Below are 13,298 nucleotides of genomic sequence, written 5' to 3'. Positions count from 1 at the left end.
GAAGAGAGGGAGACCGACGTGGACGACCGAATACAGCTTCGGCGGCGGCGACTAATTTCCACTAAACGATCGCATCTTCCTATCGCCCAAGAGCCAACATAACCGGCGCAACTGACCCACCGGATCACGCCAAGCGCCAAGCGGCTCTTGCCTGAACGTAACCCCGCTCGTGGGGCATGCCTGCGCTCGATCTCGCGGCTGCTGCCTCAGCCACAGCCGGTAACGGCGTCAGCGGACGGGACCGGGCGTCGCGTCCGTGCGGACGTCGATGCTCAGGGCGTCGACAGCCATCCGGGTCAGCTCGGAAAGCTGGTCCTGGACGAGGGTGCAGTCGATGAAGGTCACCGATCGGGCGGCGCTGACGCGGTCCAGGTGGCGTAGTCGAACCGGCAGTTGTCGAACAAGACGTCTTTCAGGCGAACGTCGATAAGCCGGGTTCCCGTGAACCGGGAGCCGGTGACCGAGCACCGTTCGATCCTGAGTCCGGTGAGACCCGCCCCGCACAGGTCGGTCTGGACGAGCTCACAGCCGTAGGGCGTGGATCGGGTCGCCCTGATCGGATACGGCGGCAGCGGCGAGTCCAAGTTCCCCCGGCAGCTCGCTCGGATCCTCGACGTACCGCTGGTTCACCTCGACGCGAACCGCTACGTCGGTGGCGTGCACGAATCAGGCCCCGACCGCACAGAAGTGCTAGTCAGGGCCTTGATCGTTGGTGCGCCGCCAGGGACTCGAACCCCGAACCCGCGGATTAAGAGATCGATCTTGGCTAAGTCGTTACGTCCGGTCGGGTCACCTGAGTCCATCTGGTCGCGGTTGTGGCCCTGTCTGCTCGAGACAGCGTCCCATTCGGTCCACCCGTTGCGAGCCCGTCCACGGCGCCCGAGCACCCGAGGAGCACCCACTGCTGCGCCAAGTCCGTCGGCGGGATGGCAGCGCCCGAACATGACGACGCTGAGGGAGCCCGGCTGCAGCGTTTGTGGGCGAGGCGTCGGTATCGACTGCCACTCAGAGATCGAGGGCTCTACGAGGGACTTGACTGCCGAACACGACAACGGCGCGGCCTGATCCGCATGCACGCCGGGCGGCGCTAGCCGAATTATTGCGCCCGTCCGTCCGGCGGTTTGACGCCTCGGATCACGGAGCGTCGGCGGGTCACACGTTCTGCTCCCATCCGGCCCCACACGGGGTCGCGTACGAGTCACCCGGCACGAAATGGGGCACACAGTCATATTTGGACAGATTAGTCCTGTACGGCGACCAGCCGTGATGGAGTTTGACCTCGTCGTGCCAACACCAGCGCACCTCGGTACCCCTATCACCTTCCTCGCTTGCTGTGATACACCACACCAGTGACTGTGATCTTCCAGGACCCGCTCCGGCCACGCGCGGTGCTGCAGGCGATAACCGAACTCGTCGACAACCATGTAACGGCACTACGCATCGCCGTGGCCTATGTAACAACAGCAGGGGTAAAAGCCCTAATTGGTGATATCGCAACGGCTGCGGGTGGTCCTACTTGGAGGGCCGCTGAGAAGACACTGATCACAACGTTTGACTACGGGCGAACCGAGCCCGACGCCCTCCGCTTGCTGTTGAAGCATGGCTTTGAAGTAAGAGTCGCAGTTCTCGGCTTGCACAGATCGGAACAACGGCCAGACGCCACGTCATGGCATCCGAAAACGTACATCGTCTGCACACCTAGAAAGAGGAGGGCGTTCGTTGGCTCTGCGAACCTCAGTCGCCGCGCACTCACGGTCAACACGGAAATGGGTGTAGTCGTCAAGGCGCCAGTGAGTGGGGAGCTTGACACCGCGTGGGAACAGTTGTATGCGACGTCAGAACTTCTAGATGAGCCGTCGCTTAGGGCTTACGAGCGAACGCGTGCACCTCAAGTACCGGAACCAGTTGAACCAGCCACCCCTGACGGAGGCCCTCATCCTTATGACCTGCGCCTCTTCAGCGATGCCGTCCTTGACAGGGAGGTCCGCCCAGCGGACTTCAGTGCGCTTTGGCTGGACGCCGGCAGTATGAGCTCTAGCGGCTCGCACTCGCAGCTAGAGCTTCCCAGGTATGCGTGTCGATTCTTCGGATTTGACGTTCGCCGCTATAACCGCAACCAGCGAACTATCGGAGAAATTGGCATTGTGGTAGGTAATTCCTCACCATGGACGCGATCACTTGCCTGGCACGGTGATAACGGCATGGAGCGAATCAATCTACCCACGCCGCGGATGCTTGCCGAGGCCGGTGTCGGGAACCTCGAGTGGGCGAACACCGTCGTGCTGTTCCAGCGTGCCGCCAGCGGAGTCTTCGTCGTAACGGCTGCTCACCCGGACAGCGCTGCCGCTAGGACCTGGCACCGGGAGTCGACGGCGACTGAGCGAATATTTCGACTTGGTCAGAATTCAAGTCGCTTATGTGGGCTTATCTAGAGGTCCCATTCATGCCAACTCTCCGATAAGATTCTGGACAGCCGCTTCGATCGCCCTAGCAATCCTTGCATCGCGGGCGGACCGCTTGTCGCACCGTGAGCCGAACTTGCTTGCAGTCGTTCCTGGCACGATTTTGACCGCGTCAGGGGCCGCCCAAAGCAACGACGAAATGCGCCTTACGTGCCCCTTTGCGCCCCTCTACCCGAAGCGGGACATTCCTCGGAAAAATCGATCAACGACAAAGTCGGCATAGCGAGTCGCAACCGACACATCGTTGGTAGTCATAGTCGTTGCCGCGCAGGACCATGCTTTACGTTCATCTCGCCCGTCACCAACACGCCCTCGCCGCAATTGCGGCTGTTCCAAATGATTAGCAGGGCCCAATGAAATGGGTGGGGTTACGGATGAGCGTCTCGTTCCATGACGGCGTTCGCTGCGTCAATGCCGTTGACGACCTCGTACTCGAGGTCATTGATCCCGATGCCACGCTTGACCGCGTCGAAGTGGATGCGGGCGCAGATGACCTTTCCCTGCTCTGTGGGACGGAGCAATGCGATCTCGTTGACGCCCTTGGTCTCGAAGATGATGTAGCGATTGCCATCGGTGCGTTCAACGGTCAGCGCCCAGTCAGGGTTGTAGCGCCCCAGGGGGGTCGGGATCCTGAATGAGGACGGCAGCTTCACGAAGGCCTTGACCTCGGAGCGCCGCAGCAGCGCAAGCGCGAAGTCCTTCTCCCTGTTCGAGTCGACGACCAGGTACCGGTAGACGGAATTCCTCTCGAACGAGATCGCGTTGCCCTCCGCGTCGGAGACGATGTTACCTCCGGAGCCGGTGTACCCGGCGACCTCGGCCTCGCGAAGCAGGCTGAGCGCGTACCGGCGGTCTGTTTGGGGACGGGAGGAGTCCACCAGTTCGTAGCGCAGTCCCTTGACCAGGAAGTCAGCCTTGGTGATGTTGAGTTGGCGGGCTACCTGATCGATGTAGGCCTGCGGGTTGTCGCGGAACTGCCCGAGCGTGCCGGACTCGGTAAGGACGTGAGCGAGCGTGGCACGGGTCAGCTGGGTTCGGTCTGCAAGAACGGACAGAATGTCGGGCAGGTCCTCGCTGTCGGCGTAGATCACGTCCGCACGGCGCGCTGCGGCGGCTTCCGCGGTCATGCCACCTTGGTCGATGCGCTCCACACGATGCGTGACCCACTCTCCCCGACGCTTGGGCACTGGAAGCATGTCGCGCAGCGCCCTGACCATTGCGGCACGCAGATCGGCTTCATCAACCTCGACTCGGTACTCCGTGCGGTGCTGGATACGGTCCCACAGTTCCTGGAACTCGGGGCTCTCCAGGCGTTCCTGAACGAGGGGCACCGAAACGCGTTTGCCGGCCCTTTTGACGTCGATCGGCTTGGTCAGGCGTTTGATGAGTCCGAGCACTGCCTTGGTCGCGGCCTCGGAGTCCACGGATTCGCGGACTATCTTCGCGAGATTCGCGTCGCCGGTCTGCACGGCCTGACGCAGGCTGTCCTGCACCTTGCCCTTGGGGTCGACGTACCCCTCGGACAACAGGGCCTGGTACAGCAGTTGCGCGGCGGCCGAGCCAACCGGAACGACGTTCCCGTTCTCTGCCTTGAAGGACAGTCGCGCGAAGCCATCCACGGTGATGACGCCGAACTGAATGTCCAGGTCGTCGGCCATCTCGCGCTGGAGACGTTCGGCGAACTCCTCGTAGGACTCGTTCGCGATCACCGTGAGGCGGTTGATGTCGAAGCCGTGCACACGGTTGCCGGACCCGTCCACGCACAGGCGCAGGCCACGACCAATGGACTGGCGCCTCCACCGCTCGGTGCCCATGTTTCTCAGGACGCAGATCTGGAAGACGTTGGGGTTGTCCCAACCTTCCTGCAGCGCGGAGTGGCTGAAAATAAACCGGAGAGGGGTGCCCGGGGTGGTCAGTCCCACCTTGTCCCGCATGATCTGCTCGTAAGCCAGACCAGCCTGCTGGCGTCCCTTGTCGGTGGTCTCTTTGGTGTCCACCAGCACCTCGGCACCTCCCACGCGACGGTCCACGGAGAAGTACCCCTGGTGGGCCTCCTTCGCAACCTTATCGGCAGCGCTGCCGCCCAGCAGGGTGTTGAACTCCGGCTCACAGGCGATGCGCGCGTACTCCTCCTCGAAGATCCGCGCGTACTCACCGGGATGCGCCTCACCGTCGGGGCCGTACTCGCGGTACTTGGCCACGGAGTCAACGAAGAAGAGGCTAAGCACCTTGATGTCGCGCCCGTGGCTCGCGAACTCCTGCTCCTTGAGCAGGTGCTGCCGGATGGTCTGGGCGATCATCTGGCGGGATCGCTCACCGATACTAACCTCGGCGCCAACGCTGTCGCCAACGTTCAACGGCTGAGCAACGGTGTCGAAGGAAATGCTCTCATGACCCTGGGCCGCGTTGATGGCGACCACGGTGAGATTCTTATACAGGTCACGGCCGGTCACGTCCGCGAGATTTTTGCGTGACGTGGTGTCCACAGTGACAGTCTTGCGTTTGATCTCGTTGCCCTGCTCGACGTCCGCCTCGACGCGTGCCGTGATCGCTCCGCCCCTGCCTCGCGTCACTCCGAGTAGCTTGATGTACGGGGTTGTCCCGCTGGCGGATGTGACCAGGGAGTCGACCTCGATCTGCTTGACCAGCTGCTTTTCGTAGGCGGCGATGGCGTCTAGGCGGTAGACGAGGTTGGCCCTATCACCCTTGGCGTGGGTGGCCGAGTAGCGCAGGGTGGCCAGGGCGTTAAAGTCCTCCAGCGCGCTGCGACCTGCACCCTTCTTCTTGCCGGTACCGGTATCGCCGTACACGCTCTGCGGCTCGTCGACGACGATGATCGGGTTGGTGGCCCGGATCAAGTCAGCGGGCACCTCAAAGTCGAGGTCCTCGGCCGGCTGGTAGATCTTGTTGGTCTTCTTATTGATCGCCGCGACGGTGGCGATCATGATCTCGATACTCGGCGAGGTGGCGAACGAGCGCACGCGAGAGAGGTTGCTGCCGTCAAACTGGAAGAAGTTCATCGGAGGGTTGCCGTACAGGGCTCCGAAGTGCTCGCGCAGCATCCGGATGGACGTCTCGACGCCCTCCTTGATGGCCACCGATGGCACCACCACCACGAACTTGGTGAACCCGTAGAGCTGGCTGAGCTCGTAGATGGTGCGCAGGTAGACGTACGTCTTGCCGGTGCCAGTCTCCATCTCGATGGTGAAGTTCATCGTGTCCAACGACGGCTCCGGAGTAAGACCGGCGCGGTTCTGCACCTCGTGCAGGTTGGTCAGGATCGTCTCCGGGTCCAGGCGAAGTATGTTGCCGTAGCCCCGATCGGAGAACCCTTCGAAGCCGGCGTGGGCGGCCGGATGGGCGTGCACGGTGAACTGGGAGGCCATGACCTCCTGGCCCCTGAACAGGCCCGTGACCGCGTCGATCGCCTGACGCTGGTATTCGAGGTCCGCGTCGAACGAGAATTTCACTTAGATGCTCCGCAGCGTGGTAAAGCCAGCCTGCTCAAGAGCAGCGGCGAAGTTGAGCTTGGCGGCAGAGTCGACGAAGCCCGTGTCACGAACAACGACCGTGGTGTCGGCGTCGCCCGGGTCCTCGTCACGCCAGGCCACCAGAGCCTTGGCAACCTCGTTCGCGCGCTCCACCGTCATACCCGTGCCGAAGTAGGCAAACAGCGTACCCGCCAGGTTGTACAGCCAACTGCCAGCGATCTCGCGCGTCTTCAGCGGTGTGGTCAGGTCCACGCCCATGCGCAGCATCATCTCGACCAGCAGGTCATCCGTGGTGCGCCCGGCGACGAGGTTATCCACGGCTTCAAGCAGGTTGAGCTGGTCAGGCGTTCCGTCCCAGGCCTTCACATTGCTGGAGGCCAGGCGGTAGGACCGGAAGCCAGTGTCGATATTTGCAGCGCCGAGGGTCAGCTTCGAGGCGATCTGCTTGCCCGCACGGCGCAGCCGCTCACGGGTGATGTCTGCGATCGTGTCGTAGCCGTCCTTGTCGACGGGCTCGTCAAGCTGGACCAAGATGTAGCGGCGGTTTCCCCCATCGGCTGCGTTAAGGTCCATGACGGCGTGGCCCGTAGACCCAGAACCTGCGAAAAAGTCGAGGACAAGCGCATCACGGTTTTCGCCGGTGACAACGTTGATCCAACGTCCGATGACCTCAGCGTCCTTGGGAAATTCAAAAGGCGCCACACCGTCGAAAAGTTTCGCAAGGTTCCTGGTTGCCGCCCGGCGGTCCTTGTAAAAGGTCGGCTTGATAGCCTGGTGCGTCATGCGAGCGAGGGGAATCTTTCGGCGGATTCCGCTAGTGTGGTCCGGCCCGAAAAGAACCCTACCCTCGTCGATCTCGCGCTGCATTTTCCGAGGATCCGAATAGATCCATCCACGCCCAGGTACCACTACGGGCTGGCCTGTTACAGGGTGAAGGACATCATACCGCGGCCCGCCCCCACCGGGCCACGAAATGTTGTCGACCTTGATCAAAGTCCCATCAGTGTCCACTTTGACGTTGTCAGCAAGCCCTGGGTCGAACCGACCCTTATTCTGAGACCACCACTTGCTGAGCATCCGCGTCGCCTTCTCGGCATCATGCCCTGACTCTTCCCAAAAGGAGGCACCTCGCTCAAGGACCTCATCAAGGCCTTCCTTCGGAAATCTCCATTTCATGTCAGCGGCGATGAGCGACTGAACGTTCAGGGAATAAACGAGCATGTAGTCGTGACCTCCGCCAATGAACCTTGCATCACTCTTGACGGCACCTTGCCAGGTCACATTGGCAATGAAGTTTTCTGCACCGAAGACTCGGTCCATCAGAAGCTTGAGACGCGCGTGCTCCACATCATCGATGGCCACGATGATGACGCCCGTCTCCTTAAGCAGGTGGTGGGCCACGAGCAGACGCGGATACATCATCGACAGCCAGGCGGTGTGCTTGGAGGCGCCCGACTTGCGGTCCTGGGCACGGTCGGAGCCTTCGCCGGTTTGGAGTGCGCCTTCGTCGTCTCGCTGGCCGGCTGCCGTCTCGTGCTCGGCCTGAGAGGTGGTGCGCTTGTCGTCGTAGACAAAGTCGTTGCCGGTGTTGTAGGGCGGGTCGATGTAGATCACATCGACCTTTTTGGTGTATCCGCGGCGCAGCAGGCGCAGAACCTCAAGGTTGTCGCCCTCGATCACGATATTGGATGTGGTGTCCCAGTCAACGGACTCCTCGAGCTCGGGCAGGAGGGTGCCCGTCGCGGGGAGGGTGGAGAGGCGGCGGGCCTCGGCCATGCCGGGCCAGCGCAGGCCGAAGGCCTCGGCGGTGTTGGGGGCGGCGGCATTGTCCCCCAGCAGGTCACGGAGCGCATCGATGTCGACGGTGCCATCGACGACGGCGTCGGGGAAGAGACGGGCCAGAAGGCCGATGTTCGACTTGGCCTCGCCGGGTCCGGTCAGGTCGTTGACTGGTTCGAAGTCCAGGGTCACAGGGATGTCTTTCTTCTGCAGCGGGGAACGGAGCCAGGAGCCGTTTCGTCAGGTGGCACCGTGACCGTCATCGTGGTCGGCACTGTAAAGGGTGTCTCTGACACGCTCAATCTGCCCGCGCAACGTCCGTGCTTTCGTGTTGAGCTCGATGCGTCGTTGCTGGCTCTTCGCCTGTTTGGCGTCCCGTACGACGGTGGTCAGTTCGGTCTTTAGGTCGGTCAGCCGTCGGCGCAGTGCGATGGCCTCGGCTGCTTGCAGAACTGTGCTGGCCAGGCGCCCGTCGGCGGCGGTGGTGCGTACGAGGTCGCGGTACAGCGCCCACATGTCTGTGCGGTCGAGCCGGTCCAGGTGCAGGGCGCCTGGTTCGATCTGCCCGACTGGCACCATGACGTGCGCGTCGATCACCGATGTCGACTGGGTGGGGTCCGTGCGGCTCACATGGCTGAGCGCCAGGGAGAGCATCGTGGTGTGGTCAGAAATGTGCACGAGGAGCACTACGGGCTTGGCCATGCTGCGGTGAACGAGCTGGGTCACGCGGGTGCGGTCGGCCGATGATGTCTTGTCGGCCAAGACGACCTCCAGGACCGGGACATCGACGACGGCACGTTCCGCGTCCTCGTACTTGGGTACCTGGATGGTCTCGGGGCGTAGGATCCCGACCAGCTGCGCTGAGGCCAGGGCCTTGGTGATCAGACGTGCATCCCCGGGTGCCTGCTCCTCGAACTGGGCAGCAAGCATCTTCTTGGTGATGCGGTGCTGCTGGCGTGCCCCGTCGGGCAGACCAAGCAGGCTGACACCGTTGTGCTCGTGGTGTATGTCGGTCACGGTCATGGAAAGAGCACCACCCAGGCGACCAGGTCTACGGCTTCCAGGCCAGGCGCGGTTGCGTCCGTGCCCAGCTGGGAGGGGCCGGCGGAGAACAGGGAGGCCACCATACTCTCCTCGGCTTTGCCGGAAGCCGCTCGGACCGCCATGTCCAGCAGGTCGCGGTAATGCTTCATGGATTTACCCGACCGAGTTGCCTTGTCAAAGTCGTCGAGGACAGCGGCATCAGGTTGGGTGCTGCCCAGGCAGTGGTGGCGCAGGACGTCGAGGGCTAACTTGGGTTCCTCGATCGCGTGGGCAAGCCTGCCGTCGTCGGTCACGTAGATGAGCGCGTACGGGGCCAGCGGGTAGGCCTTGGCGAAGGTGAATGCGTCGTCTCGCACTCGCAGGAGGAAGACCGCTCCGGGCGCGAGCCCATCGTCGGCCAGGGTCTTGTCGAAGCGGGTGACGCCGAACAGGGCCAGGGGCCACCCGGTGATCTCCCGAATCTCTTCGCGCCGGCGTGCAGCGGCGTCCATACGAAAGTCGGAGAGGGTCAGGTCGGTGATGCTCAGGCCGCCAGCTAGGTCTTCCATCGTGGGAGCGGCATTCTGCATCTGCTGCAGCTGCCTGCGCCGGTAGTCGAGGTCGTTCATACCACCGGACGTGACGTCCAGGATGTTCTCCTCGCCGGTCGCGGAGACGTCCAAGAGGCTCATGCGGCTGGACACGCGCGTCTCGAGGTTGATGTAGGCATCCAGGTCCATGTTCGGCCAGAAGTTCACAAGTTGGACGCTAGTGTTGGTGGTACCCAGGCGGTCCACGCGTCCGAAACGCTGGACGATACGCACAGGGTTCCAGTGGATGTCGTAGTTGATCACCGTGTCGCAGTCCTGAAGATTCTGGCCTTCCGAAATCGTGTCGGTGGCAATCACGATGTCGATCTGCGGAGAAGCCAGATCACCGCCCTTGGAGCGCGGGGAGAAGGCGGTAAGCACGTCGATCATGCGCTTGGGCTTCATCGGGAGCGTAGTCCGGGTGGTCTGGCCGGTGATCAGGGCGACGTGCACGCCCAGATCGTCGTTGGCCCAGCGGGCCACGTGCTTATAGAGGTAGTCGGCGGTGTCGCTGAACGCGGTGAAGACCAGGGCCTTGCGGTTTCCGTCGTTGGTGGGGTGCTCGGCCTTGTTGCGCAGGAACTGCTTGAGCTGGGCCAGCTTGGCGTCGCGCGTGGCGTCGACCGCCCTCACCTCGGCTAGCAGTGCTGCCATCGTGTCCCGGTCCTGCTGGAGTTCTTGCCTCCACCTAATCCGATCGATGTCGGCGAGGAAGACCTTGACGCTGCCGCCGACGGTGTCCTCGAACAGGGGGTCGTCCAGGTCGATGTTCTCCAGGTCGGCGAGGCTGTCGATGGAAGTTCCCTCGCTCCCGGTCGCTTCGTAGGCGTCGATGCTGGCGATCGCGCTGTCAATCGTGGCGAGAATCTTGTCGAGGGTCTTGCCCAGGGAGTTAACCGACGACTCCAAACGCTTGAGTAGCCCTACTCGCAGCAGGTGGACCACGTTGTTCTCGCGGTCGGTCTGCTTCCACACACGCTGACCGCCCGTGCGCACCTTCTGGTCGTACATGGCGGCGTACTTGCTCTCGTACTTGGTGCTCACGTAGGAGGTGGGCTTGTAGGCTGCCAGGTTCAGGCGCAGGATCGACCGGTTGATCTGCTCCAGCGGGATCATCGTGCGGGCCGAGTCGATGGGCGGAGTGAGGCTGATTGGGGCCAGGCGGTCGGGGAACTTCCCCACGTCCTTGGTCCCGTAATACTTCTGAATATGCTTGCGCGAACGGGCGATCGTGACCAGGTCTAGCAGGCGGATGTAGTCCATGCCGAGTGTGCCGACCAGTGACTTCGTACTGCGGGTGGCCGCGGGCGTCCGCTGCCAGTCGTTGAAGTGCTTCTGCGCTTTGGCCAGGGTCGCCTCGATGCTCTTAATCCCATCCGCGGCCAGAGCCTGGTCGTCGCCCTCGGTAGCGAACAGGACCTGGTTCTTGAGATCGGCCAAACGGGTGTTCACGGGCGTGGCGCTGAGCATGAGGACCTTGGTCTTGACCCCGGTCTTGAAAACCTCGTTCATAAGGCGCTCATACCGGGTCGTCCGGCCCTTGACCTGCGGGTTGTTGCGGAAGTTATGAGACTCGTCGATTACGACTAGGTCGTAGTTTCCCCAGTTGATGTTCGCCAGGTCCATGTTCCCGGACAGCCCGCTGGCGCGGCTGAGGTCGGTGTGGTTGAGGACATCGTAGTTAAAGCGATCCTTGGCCAGCGGGTTGCGGTTGTCGTTGCTGCGATAAATAGTCCAGTTCTCTCGCAGCCGCTTGGGGGCCAGGACGAGGACGCGATCGTTACGCAACTCGTAGTACTTGATGACCGCCAGGGCCTCGAAGGTCTTCCCCAGGCCCACGCTGTCGGCGATTATGCACCCGTTGTGGCGCTCAAGCTTCTCGATCGCACCGAGTACACCGTCGCGCTGGAACTTGTAGAGCTTGTTCCACACCACTGAGTCGTAGAAGCCGGTCTTGCCGCGTCCGGCAGTCTCCTCACCGGATTCCTCGATGAAGTCCTTGAATAAGGACGTCAGGACACGCAGGTAAACGGACTCGGGGGCCCTGTCCTCAAAGAGAGCTCGGGCCGCGTCGAGGAACTCCTCCTGGACGGTGCGGGTGGTCGCGTCGTCGTACCACATCCGCTCGAAGTTGACGACGGCCTGCGCCACCTTGTCTGCGTCCGTGGTCTCGAGGGGGAAATACAGGTCCTGGGATGCCACCAGGCCGAGGCTCTCGGCCTCGAGACCTGCGCCGTCGACTACATAGGGGAAAGCGCCATCGACGCTCGTCCAGGTACCACGAGTACGGCGCTTGAGCGCTCTTGCCTGAAGATGTTCTTCGGCCCAACCCACGAAGGCGTGGGCGATGCGGTGCTGGTCCAGCCGTGCACGCTTGAGGTTCTCTTCCTCAAGCCCGTTCAGCGGGAACTCCTCGAGACTACGTCCGTGCAAAAGCAGACGCAGGTCGACGTCGGCCAGCTCGTCTTGGAGCGCCTCGTAGACGAAGAGGGAGAGCGACTCCGACAGCGAGTCCAGCCGCGTGGCGCCGGTCAGGTGCTTACGCAAACGGACGATCGCATGGCCTGCGTCACTGGGGACCATGAAGCCTGAACCTCCGGGGTGTGGGTGGGTTCGTTGTCGTGCGGGCCACGAGTGACGCCGACCCTATGACGCCGTGTGGCTGGCCGGTCACACGGTAGCCGCCTGAGGCGGGTGAAATCGACGGTCGGCAGGGCGGGCCTTGCGGGGCGAGCTGAGGTCGGCCAGGATTCGGTGCCAGCGCCCATGCGCTCGCCGGTGCGGCCCGACGGACGAAGGGGAGAGGGCGCCGTCGTCGATGGGAGCCTTACTTCTCGGCAAATCGGTGGCGGATGTGTCGTACCTGCGGTGCATAATCGGCAGCTATGTGGAACGTGACCGGCGGTTCGCGGGATGGCAGCGACGAGTTCCGGATGGCGCCGGGTGCCAGCATCGTTGGTCGTGACGGCGACTCGTTCGAGATGCGGGTCAGAATCCCGAGCGACGAGCACGGGTTCTTCGGCCGGCAGTGCCCGAGCTGTCGACAGATCTTCCGCGTCGACGGTGATGCCTACGAGGCGCTGCCGGACGATCTGGAGCTGTGGTGCGTGTACTGCGGCCACCACTCGGATCACAGCGAGTTTATGACCCAGCAGCAGCTCGACCGGGCGATGCGCGCCGCCGAGGATCTCGGGACGCAGATGGTCGGGCAGGCGCTCGACGAGGCGTTCAGCAGCTTCAGGTCGCCACGGCGCCGTTCTTACCGGTCCGGGTTCGGGATCGATGTTGAGATTCGCTACCGGTCCGAGCCGTTCTACCCGGAGCCGCTGCCGGGCATCGACGAGGAAAAGCTGATCCGGGTCCGCACCTGCGCCAGCTGCTCGCTGCGGTACGCAGTGTTCGGTGAGCACCGGTTCTGCCCGGTATGCGGTCAACTTCCGGCGATGGTGGTTGCGCTGGACGCGCTGGGCGCCGAGACCGCGCGCCTCGACGGTTTGGCACAGCTGCCAGCGGAGACGGCTGCCAGCCTGCGCGAACAAGGCGTGTTCACTCGCCTGTGGATCGACACCCTCAAGAACTTGGTCGGGGTGGTGGAGGTGCTCGGCTCGGCGGTCTTCCGCGACGTGGTCGCGGACGCCGATCAGCGGCTTCGCGGCAAGGGCAACGTCTTCCAGCGGCTGGACGACACTGCCGACCTGTTCATCGACGCCGGGTACCAGGACCTGCGTACCGTTATTGATGCGGACCGGTGGCAGCGGATGATCGAGTTCTGGGCGACCCGGCACGTGTTCACCCACAACGACGGGCTGGTCGACGCCAAGTTCCTGACGAAGGTCCCGTCCAGCACTGCTCGGATCGGCCAGCGCCTCACGATCAGCGAGGAGCTGTGCCGGCAGGCCATCACCGACGCCGAAGCCCTCTGCCGGGCCCTTGCGGGGCTCGCCTGACCGCGC

6 protein-coding genes and 1 pseudogene are annotated in these 13,298 nt (G+C 63.0%); 2 read left to right on the top strand and 5 right to left on the bottom strand.

Going from position 1 to position 13,298, the window contains the following annotated elements:
* Nucleotides 1-317 precede the first annotated feature (317 nt).
* Nucleotides 318-533 (bottom strand): annotated as a pseudogene (locus ACN263_RS04910) (pentapeptide repeat-containing protein); the annotation flags it as partial.
* An 816-nt stretch (nucleotides 534-1,349) separates the two neighbouring features.
* On the opposite strand from ACN263_RS04910, the gene ACN263_RS04905 reads away from it, so the two are divergent.
* Nucleotides 1,350-2,432, top strand: a complete 1,083-nt coding sequence (locus ACN263_RS04905) for a phospholipase D-like domain-containing protein (RefSeq protein ID WP_422738643.1) — start codon at nucleotides 1,350-1,352, stop codon at nucleotides 2,430-2,432.
* Between the two features lie 398 nt (nucleotides 2,433-2,830).
* On the opposite strand, the gene ACN263_RS04900 is transcribed toward ACN263_RS04905, so the two are convergent.
* From ACN263_RS04900 to ACN263_RS04885, 4 genes are read right to left on the bottom strand one after another with little or no spacing between them, the layout of a single operon-like run.
* Nucleotides 2,831-5,932, bottom strand: a complete 3,102-nt coding sequence (locus ACN263_RS04900) for a DEAD/DEAH box helicase family protein (protein ID WP_422738642.1) — start codon at nucleotides 5,930-5,932, stop codon at nucleotides 2,831-2,833.
* Nucleotides 5,933-7,924: a site-specific DNA-methyltransferase gene (locus ACN263_RS04895; protein WP_422738641.1), complete on the bottom strand. Its 1,992-nt coding sequence runs from the start codon at nucleotides 7,922-7,924 to the stop codon at nucleotides 5,933-5,935.
* A 48-nt stretch (nucleotides 7,925-7,972) separates the two neighbouring features.
* Nucleotides 7,973-8,755, bottom strand: a complete 783-nt coding sequence (locus ACN263_RS04890; protein WP_422738640.1) for a DUF4391 domain-containing protein — start codon at nucleotides 8,753-8,755, stop codon at nucleotides 7,973-7,975.
* Nucleotides 8,752-11,928, bottom strand: a complete 3,177-nt coding sequence (locus tag ACN263_RS04885) for a helicase-related protein (RefSeq protein ID WP_422738639.1) — start codon at nucleotides 11,926-11,928, stop codon at nucleotides 8,752-8,754. The genes ACN263_RS04890 and ACN263_RS04885 overlap by 4 nt, the downstream gene beginning before the upstream one ends.
* 302 nt (nucleotides 11,929-12,230) lie before the next feature.
* Between ACN263_RS04885 and ACN263_RS04880 the strand changes: the two genes are divergently transcribed.
* Nucleotides 12,231-13,292: a hypothetical protein gene (locus tag ACN263_RS04880; RefSeq protein WP_422738638.1), complete on the top strand. Its 1,062-nt coding sequence runs from the start codon at nucleotides 12,231-12,233 to the stop codon at nucleotides 13,290-13,292.
* Nucleotides 13,293-13,298 lie beyond the last annotated feature (6 nt).

The sequence above is a fragment of the Micromonospora sp. WMMD729 genome (assembly GCF_049315225.1).
Taxonomy (GTDB): domain Bacteria; phylum Actinomycetota; class Actinomycetes; order Mycobacteriales; family Micromonosporaceae; genus Micromonospora.
Note: the sequence above shows the minus strand (reverse complement) of the source record. Positions and strands in the feature narration are given on the sequence as shown.

Bases quoted from the DNA above. Each gene is read 5' to 3' on its own strand.
- ACN263_RS04890 (WP_422738640.1), bottom strand. From the start codon at position 8,755: ATGACCGTGACCGACATACACCACGAGCACAACGGTGTCAGCCTGCTT.
- ACN263_RS04885 (WP_422738639.1), bottom strand. From the start codon at position 11,928: ATGGTCCCCAGTGACGCAGGCCATGCGATCGTCCGTTTGCGTAAGCAC.
- ACN263_RS04880 (WP_422738638.1), top strand. From the start codon at position 12,231: ATGTGGAACGTGACCGGCGGTTCGCGGGATGGCAGCGACGAGTTCCGG.